Raw genomic sequence first — 16,914 nt, 5'->3', positions numbered from 1 at the left:
TTGAATGGTAAGAGAAGAGGGAACAGTGCTCAGTCCATCGATTGTCATCGTCGACTACCACAAGGGCAACCTGTCGAGCGTGGTGCGCGGTTTTGCGCGCGCTGGCGCCGAGGCCTATGCGAGCGACGATCCCGCGTGTGTCCGCGCGGCCGACGGCATCGTGATTCCCGGCGTGGGGTCGTTTTACGATGCCATCTCCTATATGAGCGAGTCGGGGCTTGACCAGGCGGTGCTCGAGGCCGCTGGCGCAAACAAGCCGATCTTAGGTATTTGCCTGGGGCTTCAGCTGCTGCTTGACCGCGGTGACGAGGGTGTTCCCGAGGATACCTCTGTAGCTATTGCGAACGACGCTTACGGCAAGGGTTTAAATCCCGGAGTGATTTTTGAGGCTGACGGCAGACGTTGGGTGCGCGGTTTGGGACTGATTCAGGGGTCGTGTTCGCGCCTTGAGTCCACGCGTCTTAAAGTTCCCCATGTTGGTTGGGATCAGGTGCATCTGACCAAGGAGGGTGCCGCTTCGCCTCTTCTGCGTGGTTTCCCCGAGGGCGCCAACATGTACTTCACGCATTCGTATGCGGCAGACCTCGATGTGCCCGCTGCCGATACCCTTGCCCATACGCACTATACGCGCAGTTTTGCCTGTATGGTGCAGCGTGGGCGCGTTTTTGGCTGCCAGTTCCATCCCGAGAAATCCTCGGCGCGCGGTCTGCGGCTTATCGAGAACTTCGTGGGCATCGTCGAGGGTGCCATGAACGATGGGGAGGTAGACGCATGATTTTGTTTCCCGCTATCGATCTGATTGGCGGCAAGGTCGTTCGTCTGGAGCGCGGCGACCGAAGCCGCTGCAAGGTTTATTCCGACGATCCCGTTTCGGTTGCGAGGGAGTTTGCCGCGCAGGGCGCAACGTGGCTTCATGTGGTCGATCTTTCGGCTGCATTTGAAGAAGACGAGGAGGCACGTGCGGCCAACTCTCGGGCCATCAAATCAATCTGCCAGGTAGACGGCCTGTCTATCGATGTGGGCGGCGGCGTGCGCTCGCTTGCACGCATCGATGAACTTGCGGGGTATGGCGCCAAGCGCATTGCCATGGGTACCGTTTTGGTAACGGAGCCGGGCTTTGCTGAGGTCGCGGCGCGCGGCTTTGGCGACCTGCTGGTAGCCGACGTTGCCGCTCGCGATGGTCAGGTCAAGGTGAACGGCTGGCGCGATGGCGTGGGCTTGGCGCTTGACGAGGTGGTGGGGCAGCTTGCCGAGCAGGGCTTCAGGCACCTGGTCTATACCGATATCGCTCGCGATGGCATGCAGACCGGTATCGATGTGGCGGCATATGCCCACGTGGCCCACGTTGCCGGCTTTCCGGTTGTCGCCTCGGGAGGAATCTCCATGCTCGACGACATTCGTGCGGTTGCCGCTGCGGGCGCGGATGTCATCGAGGGCGCTATCACCGGGCGTGCCCTGTATGAGGGCAACTTCACGTTGGCCGAGGCCTTGGCCGTGGCCCATGGAGAGGAGAGCGCATGCTAACCAAGCGCATCATTCCGTGTTTGGATGTCAAGTGCGGACGCGTTGTAAAGGGCGTCAACTTTGTGGAACTGCGCGACGCGGGTGATCCTGTCGAGCTTGCCTCGGCGTATGACCGTGAGGGAGCCGACGAGGTCGTGTTCTTGGACATTACCGCCACGAGCGACAATCGCGCGACAACAATCGACATGGCTGCGCATGCGGCCGAGGAACTCTCCATTCCCTATACGGTGGGCGGCGGTTTTCGCGATCTTGCGGGTATGCGCCAGATGGTTGCGGCGGGTGCCGACAAGGTGTCGCTCAACTCGGCTGCTGTGCGCGATCCAAATTTGATTACCCAGGCCGCTGCGGCGTTTGGCAGCCAGGCGGTGGTGTGCGCTATCGATGCCAAGCGCGTGGGCATGCCCGGAAAGCCCGGTGCCGACAAGTGGGAAGTCTTTACCGCGGGCGGTCGCAATGCCACGGGTATCGATGCTGTTGAGTGGGCTGCGGAGGCGGCACGACGCGGCGCGGGCGAGATCTTGCTTACGAGCATGGATCGCGACGGCACCAAAGAGGGATTTGATCTGGCGCTCACGCGTGCCGTTGCTCGCGCGGTCTCCATCCCTGTGATCGCGAGCGGCGGCGTGGGTACGCTCGAGCATTTTGCCGAAGGCGTTATCGAGGGCGAAGCCGATGCCGTGCTTGCAGCAAGCGTGTTTCACTTTGGAACCTTTAGCATTCGCCAGGTAAAGGAGTACATGGCAAGTCAGGGTATCCCGGTAAGATTGGATTTTTAGATGATCGAGGTCACAACGCCCGCGCAGCTCACCTATGACGAACGCGGCCTCATTCCGTGCGTGGTTCAGCAGTACGACACCGGTGAGGTGTTGATGGTGGCGTGGATGAACGAGGAGTCGGTGGGGCTCACGCTTGAACGCGGCACCACGTGGTTTTGGAGCCGCAGCCGCCAGGAGCTTTGGAATAAGGGCGCGACCAGCGGAAATATGCAGCAAGTGCGCGAGCTATGGACCGATTGCGATAGCGATACGCTGCTTGTGAAGGTCGACAGCCCCGGTCCGGCATGTCATACGGGTGCACGCAGTTGTTTTTTCAAGCGTGTTGAGCCGTAGGTAGATGGGATACAAGCCGCGATAGCAGCGGCGTTACGTTTGGGAGGAATCAAGCATGGGCGTACGTACCGCTAACGTGCAGGATGGCAATATCGGAGAGACTCTGGAGAGCCTGGCCGCGACGATTCATGGGCGTCGCGAGTCTTCGCCCGAAGAGAGCTATACGGCGCGCCTTTTGACCGATGTCGAGGATGAACTGCTCAAGAAGATTGCCGAGGAGGCAAGCGAGGTGATCATGGCCTGCAAGGATAAAGACCACGACCACATTCGCTACGAGGCGGGCGACTTGGTGTACCACCTGCTCGTGACGCTCGAGCGCTACGGCGTGACCCTCGATGAGCTTGCCGGCGAGCTCAATGCGCGCATGAAGTAGCCGGTTTTACATAACGTAATCGGGCGGGCGCCTTCTGCGAGGATGGCACCCGCCCATTTTTGGTCGCTTTTGGCAACGGGTGGCGATGCTTCGCGATGCCCCGGCGCCCTAGAGGGAGACGGTCTCCCATGCTCCGGCATCGCGGGGGATATCAAACGAGCGGTATCCGCAGCTATAGGCGAATGCGTAGGCGTCGCAGATGCCCCAGCAGATATCACAGGCGCGGTGCGCATCAGACCCAAACGCGATAGGGACGCTCGCATGGACAAAACGTTCGAGCAGACCGCGGGTGGGGTAATAATCGTTCACGCTTTTGCGCATACCGGCCGTGGAAACTTCGATGCGCCTGTGCGTATCGTGTGCGCAGGCGGCCATCTGGTCCCATAAGGGGGCAAGATCAAAATCCGGCGCAAGCCCCTCGTTGGCAAAGCGCATGGGGAGGTCCGGGTGCGCCATTACATCAAAATCGAGCGGGCTTTCGCAGGCAGCGCACCAGGCGTCGACATAGCGGCGCCAGACCTCGTGAACGCCGAGGTTTTCCCAAACATGCAGATCTGCATCGTAATCGATCCAGCCGGCGTCGGAGTTGGGCGGGTCGGCACGGGGCACATCTGCGGTGCCGGCAGCGCCCGCGGCTCCTGCCATGATATTGCCCGGGTCGCCGAGCCAGTGAATGCTGCCCAAGCGCACAGCGGCGCCTGCCGACCATGTTTTGACCAGGGGCTCGCATCCGGGATACCAGTCGCATTCGAAGCCGTAGAGCAGCTTGAGCGAGGGCGAAAGCTCGGCCGCGAGTTTGACAGCATCGTCGAAGGCGGCACGATGGGCCGGAAGGTCTGCAACCGTGACTTGCACACCTCCAGGAGCATCCATGCTGGCGGGCAGGGTGAGGTGATCGGTCGAGACCATTAGCTCGCAGCCGGCGCCCGCCGCCGCGCGGACGTTTTCCTCGAATGTCGAGACGCCATCGGAAAAATGCGTGTGAGTATGGCAGTCGACCAACGGGCAGCAAGGCATAAGGGCTCCTTTATTGGGCGATGGCTTGTTACAGCAGACCCATGTTCTTGAGCTTGAGCAGGTAGATGCCTACGAGTGCGAGGCTGCTCAGGATGCAAAGCACGCCGATAACGATGCCTGCGAGGGCAAGGCCAAGGCGTGGAGATGCCTGCTTGCGTGCCACAACGCCCAATACGATGGCGACGATGCCGGCGATAACGCTCAAAATCCAGCTGACATAGCCGCCGAGGATGGCTCCTGCTACGGCAAAGATGAGAGAAGCGATGGGAAGGCCGGGATTGCCGGAGCCGGGCTTGGGGGCTCGTTTTGCCGGGCTCGGGTCGTCCTCATCAAAGGCGTCGTGGATGCTTTGCTTGATATCTTCTTGGGACATGCGTGCCTCCCGTACATATTGTTGGCGCATTGCGTGCAAACGATGCCGCAAAGCATAGCACGCGGGCATGGGATTATCGTGGTGCGCGCCGCTGCTCCGTATGCCTGCGTGGACAAGTTGGGCTAGCGCAGAGCATGTTTGTTTGCGTTGCGCATCTGCTGTGGTAGCGTTGGCGGGAAACGTTTGCGCTTGAGATCGAGAGGGGCTGCGTGGAGATGGCGATAAGGGCGGCGGACACGAGACGCGGCAAAACACTCTATTTGGATTGCCAGGCAGGAATTGCCGGTGACATGTTGGTTGCGGCGCTTCTTGACCTTGGGGGAAAGCCCGCGCTGGAGCGGTTGACGCAAATGCTCGAGAAATTGTCGCTCGAGGGGTTTTCGGTTTCGGTGACGCGCGTGAAGAAGGCTGGTATCGATTGCTGCGACTTCGACGTGAAGCTGGACGCTGCGCACGAGAACCATGATCATGACATGGCCTATCTGCACGGTTTGGGCGACACTTCCCACGACCACGACCATCATCATGCGCATCGCGGTTTGGCGCAGGTCGAGCAGGTCATCGATGCCGCCTCGCTTTCCGACCGTGCACGCGGCCTCGCTCGCGACGCCTTTCGCATTCTCGCAAGGGCCGAGGCAAAGGCCCATGGTCTGCCAATCGACCAGGTTCACTTTCACGAGGTGGGCGCAGTCGATTCCATTGTCGATGTTCTTGCGGCGGCATTCTTGATTGACGATCTGGACATTGAGCGAGCGATTGTCCCCGCGCTGACCGATGGCCATGGGACGATTCGCTGCCAGCACGGCGTTATCCCGGTGCCCGTTCCCGCAACGTTGAACATCTGCATCGCCCATGGCTTGCCGCTGTCCTCGAGTTCGGTTGAGGGTGAACTTGTGACGCCCACCGGCGCGGCGCTCGTTGCCGCCCTGGAGCCCGAGTTTTCCCTGCCCGAGCGCTATACGATTCGCGCGGTGGGGCTCGGTGCGGGCAAGCGCTCCTACGAGCGTCCATCGATCTTGCGCGCAATGCTCATCGAGGAGCTTGACGCGCGCGTTGGTGCTGCCGCCCGTGAACCTCGCCCCTCGCTCTCTGCCGAAACGCAAGCGCCCAACTGCATTGTTAAGCTCGAATGCGATATCGATGACTGCTCGCCGGAGGTTTTGGCCTATGCTGCGGAGCGTTTGCGTGAGGCTGGTGCGCGCGAGGTGCACTGGCTGCCGATTTTTTGCAAGAAGGGCCGTCCCGCTTATCAGCTGCAGGTTATTGTGGAGCCCTCCGATGTTTTACGCATGGAAGAGATTATCTTGAGCGAGACGACGACCATCGGTATTCGTCGCCAGCAGATGGAGCGCACCTGTTTGCCTCGGGCCATCGAGTCGGTGGAGACACCTTGGGGTGACGTCTTGGTAAAGACCGTTCGTCTTCCCGACGGCACGCGGCGCACGACCCCGGAGTACGAGGCCTGTGCTGCCATCGCACGCGATAAAGGCGTTGCGCTGCAGACGGTGATGGATACCGTGCGCGAGGCGGTTTGCGGCCGATGAGGCGCGTCCGCGTCCGATAGGGCGGGGTACAATGCTTCGCGTATACGCGTTTTGCTCCGCCGCCCGGCGGGGAGAGGAGACCTTATGTCCACTATGCGAAAAGCCCTCAAGGTTTTGAGCCTTCTTGCCCTGGTTGGGGGTGTCGATCTGGTGATCACCCTTATCGTGCTCAACACTTCCGGCGACCAGGCGCCCGACCTGCTGCATTCCATCGTAATGGGGCTTGTCGTGCTCTTTGCGTTTTTGCTGGGGGCGCAGGGCATCTCTGCTGCTAACGTTCCCGTTCGAGCCCGCGGCCTGCTGCCTGTGGCGCTCGTCGGGCTGCTTGTCAATGCCGCCGATGTGGTGCTTGCTATCCTGAACGGCACCGCTGTTGTGTCGGTTGTGATCAACGCATTGATCATCGCGGGCATTTCCTATTGCGCCAGCGCTGTCGCAAAAGAATCCCTGCGCTAGCGTTATTCGTTGCAAGGTGTCTTGAGATTGGACCTATCATGAAGTTTCTTATCGCATCCGACATCCATGGCTCCGCGTATTGGGCCGAGCGCCTGATGTCTGTCATCGAGGCCGAACAGCCCGATCGCATCATTCTTTTGGGTGACCTGCTCTATCACGGTCCCCGCAACGATCTTCCCCGTGACTATGCTCCCAAGCGCGTGATTTTGCTGCTCAACGATCTTGCCAAGAGCGGGCGCGTGATCGCTGTGCGCGGCAACTGCGAAGCAGAAGTCGATCAGATGCTGCTCGAGTTTCCCTGTATGTCCGACAGCGCTCTCGTGATGGATAGCGACGGTCGCGAGCTCTTTTGCACGCATGGCCATGTGTTTGGCGCCGGCATGCACAACAGCGTCGATAACGCACCGGCGCTGCCCGCCGGCTCCGCGCTGGTGTACGGACATACGCATATCAAGGTCAACGAGGAGAGCCAGAAGCATCCGGGCTTGTGGCTTTTCAATCCAGGCAGCGTATCCATTCCCAAAGATGGGACGCACAGCTACGGCATCTACGAGGACGGCTCCTTCCGGCACGTGGTTCTCGAGGAAGCCTAGCGAAAGCTTCGACGAGGCGCATTTTGCTCGCGTGTTAGCGAAGGAGGCGCCAAAGGGTAGTGCGGCTGATGCCCAAGACATCGGCCGCTTTTGTTTTGTTGCCGCCCAGGTGGTCGACAACCAGCTGGGCGATATCTCGCTCGGTGTCGGCGAGGGGGCGCAGGATATAGAGGTCGGTTTCCAGGGCCGGAGATGAGAAGACTCCGGAGCGAATCACGTTTTCCTGAGCAAGAACCGCGTTTGCGTTCTCTTTGCTAACGGGGGCGTCTCCGCCTAGAATCAGCAGGCACTCGGCGACTTCGCGCAACTGCGCGTAATTGCGCGGCCAGCTGTAGGCGTTCAAGATCGCTGCGGCATCGTGCTCGATCGATGGCGCCTCCATTTCAAATTCTTGAGCGAGGCTCGTCAGGTAGCGTTCGACGCGTCGCGCGGGTTCGCCTTGTTCTCGCACGGAGGGGGCAATGCAGACCGCGCAGCTGAGCTGCTCGGCACATTGGGCCACGGCATCGCACTCTCCACCACCGGGAATGTCGTTGCCCGAAAGAATCACGCGGCAGCGTTCGGTCAGGGCTCCCTCGCGCAGCGTTGCCAGAAGTTCGCGATGGCGGCGTTCTTCCAGGGCATGCAAGCGCCTGATATAGATGGTCATATCGGTTTGATAGAGCGGCGAATCTGCGGATTTGAGCAGATGATGCCAGGAGCGGTCGTTCAAGATATCGCAGCTAATGCGAACAAATGGCTGGTGGGAAAGGGAACCGCTCAAATAGAGAAGCTCGGCTATCTGGTCTTTGCCAGACCCTGCTTCGCCTTCCAGCATCACGGGCGTGTTGTGCTCGTAGGATGCAAGGACAAGCGGGGAGAGGGCCGCTTCGCCCTCGATGATGCCAAAGGCGCTTTGCTCAAAATCGATGCGCACGTCTTCGGCATTGAGCCAATCGATGCCGGGCCGCACGGTGCTGCTGCGTCGATGGCGCACGGTAAAGACGTCAAGCGCGTGCCCGCCCACATTTTGTTTGCGGGGATAGAGCGTGAAGAGCTTGCGGTCGCGCGTAAACAGCAGGCGCCCTCCCTCGGATGCCTGGTCTCGATGGTTTCGCGCGTATTGGATCAGGGCATCGCGATGCTCCTGTGTCGATGTCAGGGTGGTAAAGGCAACGGATGCGTCGCTGTCGAAGGCGATGATATCGATGCCGGCGTCGGCAAGCGCTCCGACAAGAAGCCCTTGCAGTGAGTCCGGGGCAAGATAGCTGACGGCGGGGCTGTTTGTGTCTCGGTTGTCCATGGGCCACCTCTGTGACTGTTTCAAAATTAAACGATAATTCGCATTTGTCAGTATAGAGCAGGAAAAGGCGACGCGCGATTATGGTGGTGCACCAAACAGAAGGTGCCTGACGGAGTGGCTAACCGCCAGCTTCCAACTGGGCGATGAGGGTTCTTGGCAACGCCCGCCATCGCCGTGCGATAACGGATTTCGAGCCGGTGCGCACGGCGATGGTGAGCGACATTACTAACACTGCGGACAAGCCCGCCGAGTGCCCTCAACGCCCCGTTGGTACCCTTTCCGTTCTTGTGACGCCATCCACACAAGAATGAGGAGCGACCCCGAGTTCTCGGGGTCGCTTTGTTTTTGGCGTGCACGCTTGCTTGCGTATGTGCGCAACTTCTGCTTTTGCCGCTCGAAGGCTGCCGATGCTGTCACAATTGTGCGCATATGTTTTTCGATCCGAGCGGAGTTTTTTCATGCCCACTTCCGGTGCTGCCTGCAATATCATCGTCGATTCATGCTGCGAGCTTTCGAGGGGTTACTGCGAACGCGCGGGCCTGCGCGTGCTCAATTTTTCCTATACCGAGACCGTTAAAGGTGACGATGGCCTGACGGGCGTGGACGATATGTATGAGAGCATTTCGGCACACGATTTTTACGAGGCCATGCGCCATGGTGCACAGCCAATGACCTCGCAGCCTTCGCAGCTCGCTTTCGAGGCCGCCTTTAACGAGGCGATCGATTCGGGCGTGCCAACGGTGTATCTGGCTTTTTCGAGTGGGCTTTCCGGTGCATATGAGGGCGCCTGCACCGCGCTTGCGCGCATTTGCCGCGAGCGCGAGGTCGAGTCTGCGGCAGAGCTGGGCGTGTATGTTGTCGATCTTAAGCTGGGCTCCACGCCCCAGGGCCTGATCATTGCCGAGGCGGTGCGTCAGCGCGACCGCGGCCTTACTGCTGCCGAGCTTGCCGCTTGGGCGGCCGAGGCGCGCTATTACGTGCAGACGATGTTTATGGTCGACGATCTTGATGCCCTACATCGAGGCGGCAGGATTCCTGCCGGTGTGGCGCTTGTAGGCGGAAAGCTGGACGTCAAGCCGCTGCTCACCTTTGATACCGATGGCAAGCTCGCCGTTGTGGGCGTGGTGCGCGGTCGTAAGAAGGGGCTGCGACGCATGGCGGAGTTCTATAGCAAGGGTCGCAATGCAGACTTGTACTCTAACGTCGCGGCTATCGGCAACGCCGATGCCACGGGCGATGCCCGTCGGCTGCATGAGCTGATTGCCAAGCAAGACGACACCACGATGTTTCTCGAGACGAATATCGGTCCCACGATTGGCTGCCATGTGGGGCCGGGCATGGTGTCTGTTTCCTTCTGGGGCGAGGACCGTCGCGGCCAGACTTCGATTTCCGATCGTATCGCCGGAATGGTTAAAGGCAAATAGCGCAAACGCACCAGGCGTATGAGAAATCGGGCCTGTCCAAAGATGCGGACAGGCCCGATTGCATACAAGGGTTACTGGGGGTAAAGGCTACTTTACGTACACCACGTTGTCGCGACGCGGTTTGGGATCGCTTGCGGGGCCGGCGGCGTAACCCAGGATGCAATGGCCTATGCCGCGCAGCGATCCGTCGGAGGGAAGACCCCAAGATGCCAAAAGCGCGCGCCCTTCTTTGGACTCAAACTCCTCGCGTGCGCGATGGATCCAGCACGAATCGACGCCTAGGGCATGTGCCGCATTCATGAGGTTGCCCATAGCGAGGGCGCCGTCTTCCACACAGGTGGGAACGCTTGCGTCAACAAGCACCACAACTACCGTCTGCGCTCCATAGAATGGATCGGTGTCGACTCCCATAATCTGGGCGTTCATGCGCGAAAGCTGTTTGACTGTGGCGGGATCGGTTACGGCAACAAAGGTGACGGGCTGGCGTCCCATGCCGCTTGCGGCGAAGCGGCCCGCTTCGATAATGGTATCGAGCGTTTGGGCGTCGACAGGGCGATCGAGGTATGCTCGGCAGCTGCGGCGCGTCTTTAGGGCATCGAGAGCATCCATAACGGTTCCTTTCGATTGGGAATTGGTCTACGGGGCTATCTATACCCACTGAGCTTATATGAATAATGACTTAGGACTTGCAGAATTTTAAGATGCATAGGGCTTGGCAATGTGTGCGTTGCACATTCGGCTGCCATATCTTTTTCGTTTTCTTCCGTTTGCGTGTATGTCTGTGCCGCCTGCCTAAATGACCTGTCGCGTGGGGCCTTAAACGGGTTTATTTGAAGATAACGCTCTGTTTGATACGGGGCTTTCACATCCGCCCGCGACCATTTGGGAGGTCATCATGGGATTGAAGGCAGACGAGACGATATCCTTGGAATTCGAGGATCTCCTGAGCTACCTGCGGTCTAAGACGCGCATCTTTATGGATGCCGACGGCGGTCAGTATTACATCACGCACACCGATGGCTACTGGCGTGTGCAGGATTGCAATCAGCTCAACGAGAAGGGCCGCTTTACGGATTGCTCCGAGCTGGTCAACACCTTGTCCGAGCTTATCGAGCTTCCCTGGCATGACGGAAAGAGCATCCACGACCTCTGTGCGGGCGCTACGTTCTACGAGTCGATACAGGAGGACTAGACGAACGCTTGCGTTTTAATAATCGATTTCCCTTTTGCCCGTCAGCTCACGTTGGCGGGTTTTTTATGGCAAGGTTCGCTTTGGCGCGAATGACCCCCTCTTGACAGTAATCCGAAACCGGACTACCCTCTCTCGAAAGAAATGTCCGATTTCGGATTACTGATGCCGAGCGAATCTTCGGAGGGGTATGGACGATATGGATGGGGACGAGCTCGCTGCGATGGCGCAGCGCCTCGACCATGGTTACAACCAGGTGGATAAGCTCTACTACGAGGTTGCTCGGGCATGTGGGCTTCCGGAGTGCTCGTACTGGATGATCTATGACATCGTGCAGCATGGCGGCTCGCGTCCCGTTGCCGCGCTTTGCTCGGAGTGGGGCTACAGCAAACAGACCATCAACTCGGCGCTCAAGCATCTGTCGATGCGCGGGCTTGTGGATCTGGTTTACGCCGAGGGAAGCCGCAAGAACAAAGTGGCCCAGCTAACCGTCGAGGGCGTGCGCTTTTCAAAACGCTTTATCGCGCCCGCACTTGATGCCGAGGTTAAAGCCCTCTCGACGCTGACCGCTACCGAGCGCAAACGCTTCGAGGCCTTGGTAAATAAGTATGATGCCGCGCTTTCGCTCGAGCTCACGAAGCTCAAAGAAGCAATCCTGGAAGAAACTCGATAACGAACGAAGGATATATATGAAAACGCTTGTGCGTTTCCTCAAACCTCATAAAGGGCTCGTTGCCCTCACCCTTCTTGTTTTGCTGATTGACAACGCGGGAACGCTGCTGGTTCCCACCATGCTTGCAAATATGGTCAACGTGGGCATTACATCGGGATCGACCGAGTACATCCTGCGCAACAGCCTGCTCATGCTGGGCGCTACCGCTATGGCCTCGGGCGGTGCGGTGACCGGCTCTTACCTCACTGCGCGCTTGGCCTCGCGGGTTGCCTGCGACATCCGCTGCGCGATCTATCGTAAGTCCCTGGAGTTTTCGGCGAGCGATTTCGAACGCTTTGGAACCGGTGCCATGATTACGCGCACGCTGGGCGATATCAACGTGATTCAGCAGGCGATTATCATGACCTGCCAGTTGGTGCTGCCTATGCCGGTGCTCGCCGTCGTCGGTATCATCCTTGCTTTTAGGATCGACTACCAAATGGGCCTCATGCTGCTGATCGCCGTGGCTATCGTAATGGTGCTTGCGGTGATTACAGTGGCCAAGACGGCGCCGATCTTTATTCGCCTGCAAAACTTTATCGACCGCATGAATGTGGTGCTACGCGAGAACATCATCGGTGCGCGCGTGATTCGAGCGTTTGGTCGGGAGAAGCGCGAAGAGGAGCGCGAAGGGCGCGTGTTCGGGGAGTATGCGCAAAACGCCATCCGCGTGAACTACGTGTTTTCGGGTCTCGATTGCTCGTGTTTCTTCGTGATGAACATGGTTGAGGTGTGCGTTATCTGGCTTGGCGGCAATCGTGTGGGTGCGCATGCCATGCAGATTGCCAGCATTTCGGCAGTGCTGGAGTATGCCATCCTCATCCTCTTCTACATCATGACGGCGCAGATGGTGATGGTGACCATGCCGCGCGCCAAGGCATGTCTTGATCGTGCGCGCGAGGTGCTGGAGCTCAAGCCTTCCATTGTGGACAGCGCGGATGCCAAGGCGCCTTCTGTTGCGGCGGAGCCTGTGCGTGCGCTTGCAGGCGAACGGGATGTGGTGGCGCGCTTTGACCACGCGAGCTTCCGTTTTGCCGATGCTGACCAAGATACGCTTCATGACCTTACTTTTAGCTGTCGACGTGGGCAAACCACGGCGATTATCGGATCGACGGGATCGGGCAAATCGACGGTGGCAAAGCTGTTGCTGCGCCTTCACGACATTACGCGCGGGCGCGTGCTTTTGGGTGAGCGCGATGTGCGCGATATCACGCAGCGTGAACTGCGTGCACGCATCTCGTATGTGCCACAAAAGGCATGGCTCTTCTCGGGCACCGTGGCGAGCAATCTGCAAGACGGCTTGCCCGATGCGACTGAGGAGCAAATGCGCCATGCCCTCGATGTTGCCCAAAGCCAGTTTGTCTACGATCTCGAACACGGGCTCGATGCGGCGGTGGCCCAGGGGGGAACGAACTTCTCGGGCGGTCAGCGCCAGCGTTTGGCCATCGCACGCGCGATTATCAAGCTCGCGGACCTCTATATCTTTGACGACAGTTTCTCGGCGCTCGATTTTAAGACCGATGCCGCCCTGCGCGCCGCGTTGACGCAGGAGATGCGCGGCTCTGCGCTTCTCATCATCGCCCAGCGCATCTCGACCATCTTGCACGCCGATCAGATCATCGTGCTTAAGGACGGCGAGGTTGTGGGCCAGGGGCGCCACGAGGAGCTCATGGAAACGTGCGAGGTATATCGCGCTATCGCCGAATCGCAGATGAGGGGAGGTGAGGCGCATGAGTGAGAAGAAGAAGTATCTTTCTGCCGAGGAGATTTTTGCCGAGGAAGAGCAGGAGGAGCTGAGGCGCGAGCAAAAGCGCTTGGCCGATCTGCACGATTCGGAGGAGGAGCTTGAAGACCTCAAGCCCCGCAACACCTGGGCGACGGTGCGTCGTCTATGGGATGAGGCGGCAGACCAGCGCTGGCGCTTTGTGGTCGTAGTCATCGCCATCGTTTTCTATACGGTGTGCTCGATTGCAGCGCCCGCCTACTCCGCGCATCTCATCGACTATATCTGGACGCAGGTTCAAGCGGCCGATGCTGCTGGCAGGCAGTTCTCGATCGGCTGGGGGACGGGCGGCGAGAAGATTCTTTTTTACCTGGGAATCTGGACTGTGGCGCTCGTTTTCTATTCGACGCAGAGCCTGTGTATGGCGAGTTTTGCGGAGCGCCTTAACCTTAATTTGCGCAATCGCTTGGCGGCAAAGCTAAACCGTTTGCTGCTGAAGTTCTACGACGGGCACAAGCCCGGTGAGATTGTGAGCCGTGCTACAAACGACCTCGACAAGATGAGCGAAGTGCTGCAGCGCGGCGTGCTCACGCTGCTCACAGCGATAGGCAGTATCATCGGCTCGGTGATCATGATGCTTACGTATAGCGTTGAGCTCACCGTGATTTTCCTGGTCTTTTCGGCAGTCTCCCTTGGTATTACCGCTTTGGTCTCAAAGGCGACTCTTGGCGCTGCGGCGCGGCGACAGGAGCTTTTGGGAACCTTGACCGGGGCAGTTGAGGAGGCCTACAGCGGACGTTTGGTGATTCGTTCGTTTTGCCGCGAGAAGGCCAGCGCCGATGAAGTCTGCTCGCAGGCCGCAGAACTTGCTGACGCCAACTGCAAGGCGGATTTCTACACCAATGCGGTGGGACCGGCAATTCGTTTCCTAAGCAGGCTCTCGCAGATTATCATTGCCGTTGTGGGCTGCAATATGCTTGTTGCCGGCCGTATGACCGTCGGTATATTCCAGGCATTTTTCCAGTACATCTATACGGCAGGCGAGCCCATAACGCAGTTGAGCTACACCATCAACTCGATGCAAAGTGCGCTGGCGAGCGTGGAGCGCGTGTTTGACGTACTCGACGAGCCCGAAATCGAGCCCGATCCGGCGCCCGAGCTGGCGGCGCATGTGCCTCAGCCTATGCAGGGGCGCGTTTCGTTCGAACACGTGAAGTTTGGTTATACGCCCGAGAAGACTCTTATGAAGGACGTGTCCTTTACGGCGGAGCCCGGCCAGAAGATCGCGATTGTGGGTACGACGGGCGCGGGCAAGACCACGCTCGTTAACCTGCTCATGCGTTTTTACGAGATCGATGGGGGCCGCATCACGCTTGATGGCGTGGACACGCGTGCCATGACCCGAGCGGAGCTGCGTTCGAACTTTGGCATGGTGCTGCAGGATGCATGGCTATTTGACGGCACCATTGCCGAGAACATCGCGTACGGATGCGATGGCGCTTCGCGTGAAGAGGTTGTTGCTGCCGCCCGTGCCGCGCAGGTTGATTTCTTTGTGCGCACTATGCCCGCCGGCTATGACACGCAGGTGGCAAACGACGCGGAGAACATCAGCCAGGGTCAGCGCCAGCTGCTCACCATTGCGCGCGTCTTGCTGGCAAATCCCAAGATCTTGATTTTGGACGAGGCGACGTCGAGCGTGGACACGCGTACCGAGCGCGCTATCGACCGTGCGATGGCGGCGCTTATGCAGGGCCGCACGAGCTTTGTGATCGCCCATCGGTTGTCGACGATCGTGGATGCCGACTTGATTTTGGTCATGCATGCGGGCAATATCATCGAGCAGGGAACGCATGAGGAGCTGCTCGAACGGGGCGGCGCGTATGCGACGCTCTATCAGAGCCAGTTTGCGTAAATGAAATGAGGCGAGGTGCCGGGTTTGGCACCTCGCCTTTTTGCTGTGACGTGAAGGTCTATTCGTACGAGCGCGTGGCTATTTTTTGGCGGCTTGCTCGGTTAGCTGGCGCACGAGGGCGGTGAGCTCGGCTACTTCCGCCTCAAGCTCCGCGACGCGACGAGCGTTCTCGGCGATGCTCGCGCGGTTGCGGGCCGATGCCTCCTCGCCGGGGTCGGGCATGAACTCGCGATGGCGCTTGGCATCGAAGGTCTCTTCAAAGACGCGGCAACCGTTGCGCTTGACGATGCGTCCTGGCACGCCCACCACGGTGCAGTTGGCGGGAACGTCTTTGACCACCACGGAGTTGCCGCCGATCTTTACGTTGTCGCCGATGGTGATGTTTCCCAGCACCTTGGCGCCGCAGCCAACGGTCACGTTGTTGCCCAGCGTGGGGTGGCGCTTTCCTGTCTCGTTACCGGTACCGCCCAGGGTGACGCCCTGGTAGAGCGTGCAATTATCGCCAATGACCGTGGTCTCGCCAATGATGACGCCCATGGCATGATCGATGAAGAAGTGCTTGCCGATTCTCGCTGCGGGGTGAATCTCGACGCCGGTCATATGGCGGGTGATCTGCGACATGATGCGCGCAAGGCTTTTGCAGCCATGGTTCCACAGCCAGTGCTCGGGCACATGGTTCCATTTAGCGTGAAGGCCGGGGTAGGTGAGGAAGATGACAAGGCCGTTTTGCGCGGCGGGGTCCTCCCGCTTGACGTTGGCGATATCCTCGCGAATAGTCGTGATAAAGCTCATCTTCGGCACCCCTCCTGTGCAAACGATGCGCTTAAGTATAGCGAATCACTAGGATTAATAGGTACCGGGAAAAAAGAAAGAATAATACGTTTCGCAAAGTTCGGTTGGTTTGACCGGAAGGCTATTTACTGTATATTTACTGTAAATATAGCACTACACTGAAAGGAGCCGCTATGCCAGCCGTTGCATCGCTTTCGGAGTTCAATCGCAACCAAACAGCCCTTATCGATACATTGGAAAAAACCCAAGAGCCTATTTATCTCACGCGCAACGGAAAAGCGAGCGTGGTGGTGATGGATGCCGCGGCTTTTGACCGGATGGTATCGGCCAAGGAGCGCGCGCAAAAATGCGAGATGGATGTTTACCAAGGCTTGATGCGTGGCTATGCTGACGTCCTTGACGGAAAGACGTCGGACGCAAAGGATGCCCTTGGCGCCATTCGCGAAAAAAAGGGCTGGTAGCGTGAGTTATAAAGTTGAGATTACCGATTACGCTCTCGATTTTATCGAGCGGAATGTGGCGTTGAAATCGGCTTTGAGGCGCTTTGAGTGGGCGGTCGAGATGCTGTCAGCGTTTCCGTCCCTGGGCCCCGTCTACGATCCTGAGTACATAGCGGCTCGACCGCCGTTTCCCTGTAGATATTTGCCGCTTCCCGATACGCCTTTTACGCTTTACTACACGGTGGATGAGGCGGCCTTTCGGGTGACGATTGTTGATATCGAGTGGTCTGCCGGGGATCCTCGAAAGCGTTTTCCGGGATTGTAGGGCGGTGCGTGCCCGGACGACGCCCTCGATGGCTACACCTGTTACTTATGCATAGTTGTTGCTAATCGCGTTGGCTTTTTGTTGCACGGTATCGCCGCACGTATACTTTTTTGCTTGGACGCATCG

At 58.8% G+C, this 16,914-nt stretch carries 20 protein-coding genes; 15 read left to right on the top strand and 5 right to left on the bottom strand.

The features are described from left to right. Window positions 1-4: 4 nt before the first annotated feature. Genes BQ9843_RS01720 through hisE form a run of 5 tightly spaced genes read left to right on the top strand, consistent with a single transcriptional unit; the run spans window position 5 to window position 3,006 of the window. Entirely contained in the window at window positions 5-775 is a 771-nt protein-coding gene (locus BQ9843_RS01720; RefSeq protein WP_075843622.1) for an imidazole glycerol phosphate synthase subunit HisH, read from the top strand. Next, the gene (locus tag BQ9843_RS01715; RefSeq protein WP_075843621.1) at window positions 772-1,524 is read left to right on the top strand and encodes a 1-(5-phosphoribosyl)-5-[(5-phosphoribosylamino)methylideneamino]imidazole-4-carboxamide isomerase; all 753 of its coding nucleotides are present in this window, start codon (window positions 772-774) and stop codon (window positions 1,522-1,524) included. Before BQ9843_RS01720 ends, BQ9843_RS01715 begins: the two co-directional genes overlap by 4 nt. Then, a complete protein-coding gene (gene hisF / locus BQ9843_RS01710; RefSeq protein ID WP_075843620.1) occupies window positions 1,518-2,300 on the top strand; it encodes an imidazole glycerol phosphate synthase subunit HisF in 783 nt (260 codons plus the stop codon). The genes BQ9843_RS01715 and hisF overlap by 7 nt, the downstream gene beginning before the upstream one ends. Beyond that, complete coding sequence (hisI, locus tag BQ9843_RS01705) at window positions 2,301-2,633, top strand: phosphoribosyl-AMP cyclohydrolase (protein WP_022387589.1); 333 nt, start codon at window positions 2,301-2,303, stop codon at window positions 2,631-2,633. It abuts the gene before it with no gap. A gap of 55 nt (window positions 2,634-2,688) precedes the next feature. After that, complete coding sequence (hisE, locus tag BQ9843_RS01700) at window positions 2,689-3,006, top strand: phosphoribosyl-ATP diphosphatase (protein ID WP_075843619.1); 318 nt, start codon at window positions 2,689-2,691, stop codon at window positions 3,004-3,006. A gap of 108 nt (window positions 3,007-3,114) precedes the next feature. Here the strand turns inward: hisE and BQ9843_RS01695 are convergent, their stop codons facing one another. After that, window positions 3,115-4,023: a PHP domain-containing protein gene (locus tag BQ9843_RS01695; RefSeq protein ID WP_075843618.1), complete on the bottom strand. Its 909-nt coding sequence runs from the start codon at window positions 4,021-4,023 to the stop codon at window positions 3,115-3,117. A gap of 28 nt (window positions 4,024-4,051) precedes the next feature. Continuing rightward, a complete protein-coding gene (locus BQ9843_RS01690; protein WP_040219758.1) occupies window positions 4,052-4,396 on the bottom strand; it encodes a DUF4190 domain-containing protein in 345 nt (114 codons plus the stop codon). Between the two features lie 215 nt (window positions 4,397-4,611). On the opposite strand from BQ9843_RS01690, the gene larC reads away from it, so the two are divergent. From larC to yfcE, 3 genes are all read left to right on the top strand, one after another. Further along, window positions 4,612-5,940: a nickel pincer cofactor biosynthesis protein LarC gene (gene larC, locus BQ9843_RS01685; protein ID WP_075843617.1), complete on the top strand. Its 1,329-nt coding sequence runs from the start codon at window positions 4,612-4,614 to the stop codon at window positions 5,938-5,940. Window positions 5,941-6,024: 84 nt separating this feature from the next. Beyond that, window positions 6,025-6,396 (top strand): hypothetical protein, encoded by a 372-nt coding sequence (locus BQ9843_RS01680; RefSeq protein ID WP_022387595.1) that lies wholly within the window; start codon window positions 6,025-6,027, stop codon window positions 6,394-6,396. Between the two features lie 38 nt (window positions 6,397-6,434). After that, window positions 6,435-6,989, top strand: coding sequence for a phosphodiesterase (gene yfcE / locus BQ9843_RS01675; RefSeq protein WP_075843616.1), 555 nt, complete (start codon window positions 6,435-6,437; stop codon window positions 6,987-6,989). Window positions 6,990-7,023: 34 nt separating this feature from the next. On the opposite strand, the gene BQ9843_RS01670 is transcribed toward yfcE, so the two are convergent. Continuing rightward, window positions 7,024-8,271, bottom strand: coding sequence for a helix-turn-helix domain-containing protein (locus BQ9843_RS01670; protein ID WP_075843615.1), 1,248 nt, complete (start codon window positions 8,269-8,271; stop codon window positions 7,024-7,026). 458 nt (window positions 8,272-8,729) lie between these two features. Here BQ9843_RS01670 and BQ9843_RS01665 point away from each other — a divergent pair, with 458 nt between their 5' ends. Then, entirely contained in the window at window positions 8,730-9,695 is a 966-nt protein-coding gene (locus tag BQ9843_RS01665) for a DegV family protein (RefSeq protein WP_075843614.1), read from the top strand. A gap of 87 nt (window positions 9,696-9,782) precedes the next feature. Here the strand turns inward: BQ9843_RS01665 and BQ9843_RS01660 are convergent, their stop codons facing one another. Then, window positions 9,783-10,304, bottom strand: coding sequence for a nitroreductase family protein (locus BQ9843_RS01660; RefSeq protein ID WP_075843613.1), 522 nt, complete (start codon window positions 10,302-10,304; stop codon window positions 9,783-9,785). A gap of 286 nt (window positions 10,305-10,590) precedes the next feature. Between BQ9843_RS01660 and BQ9843_RS01655 the strand changes: the two genes are divergently transcribed. The 4 genes from BQ9843_RS01655 to BQ9843_RS01640 all read left to right on the top strand — a co-directional run bounded on the left by BQ9843_RS01655 (window position 10,591) and on the right by BQ9843_RS01640 (window position 15,231). Continuing rightward, complete coding sequence (locus BQ9843_RS01655) at window positions 10,591-10,887, top strand: hypothetical protein (RefSeq protein WP_022387600.1); 297 nt, start codon at window positions 10,591-10,593, stop codon at window positions 10,885-10,887. Between the two features lie 187 nt (window positions 10,888-11,074). Next, on the top strand, window positions 11,075-11,557 hold the full coding sequence (locus tag BQ9843_RS01650) for a MarR family winged helix-turn-helix transcriptional regulator (protein ID WP_083647863.1): 483 nt from the start codon (window positions 11,075-11,077) through the stop codon (window positions 11,555-11,557). A 16-nt stretch (window positions 11,558-11,573) separates the two neighbouring features. After that, the gene (locus BQ9843_RS01645; protein ID WP_075843612.1) at window positions 11,574-13,334 is read left to right on the top strand and encodes an ABC transporter ATP-binding protein; all 1,761 of its coding nucleotides are present in this window, start codon (window positions 11,574-11,576) and stop codon (window positions 13,332-13,334) included. Beyond that, the gene (locus BQ9843_RS01640) at window positions 13,327-15,231 is read left to right on the top strand and encodes an ABC transporter ATP-binding protein (RefSeq protein WP_075843611.1); all 1,905 of its coding nucleotides are present in this window, start codon (window positions 13,327-13,329) and stop codon (window positions 15,229-15,231) included. The genes BQ9843_RS01645 and BQ9843_RS01640 overlap by 8 nt, the downstream gene beginning before the upstream one ends. A 78-nt stretch (window positions 15,232-15,309) precedes the next feature. On the opposite strand, the gene cysE is transcribed toward BQ9843_RS01640, so the two are convergent. Then, a complete protein-coding gene (cysE, locus tag BQ9843_RS01635; protein ID WP_075843610.1) occupies window positions 15,310-16,023 on the bottom strand; it encodes a serine O-acetyltransferase in 714 nt (237 codons plus the stop codon). Between the two features lie 173 nt (window positions 16,024-16,196). On the opposite strand from cysE, the gene BQ9843_RS01630 reads away from it, so the two are divergent. Together BQ9843_RS01630 and BQ9843_RS01625 are read left to right on the top strand one after the other, a co-directional pair. Continuing rightward, complete coding sequence (locus BQ9843_RS01630) at window positions 16,197-16,484, top strand: type II toxin-antitoxin system Phd/YefM family antitoxin (RefSeq protein WP_075843609.1); 288 nt, start codon at window positions 16,197-16,199, stop codon at window positions 16,482-16,484. A gap of 1 nt (window position 16,485) precedes the next feature. Next, complete coding sequence (locus BQ9843_RS01625; protein ID WP_075843608.1) at window positions 16,486-16,788, top strand: hypothetical protein; 303 nt, start codon at window positions 16,486-16,488, stop codon at window positions 16,786-16,788. Window positions 16,789-16,914: the final 126 nt, after the last annotated feature.

Source organism: Collinsella bouchesdurhonensis, from assembly GCF_900155365.1.
GTDB lineage: Bacteria > Actinomycetota > Coriobacteriia > Coriobacteriales > Coriobacteriaceae > Collinsella > Collinsella bouchesdurhonensis.
Note: the sequence above shows the minus strand (reverse complement) of the source record. Positions and strands in the feature narration are given on the sequence as shown.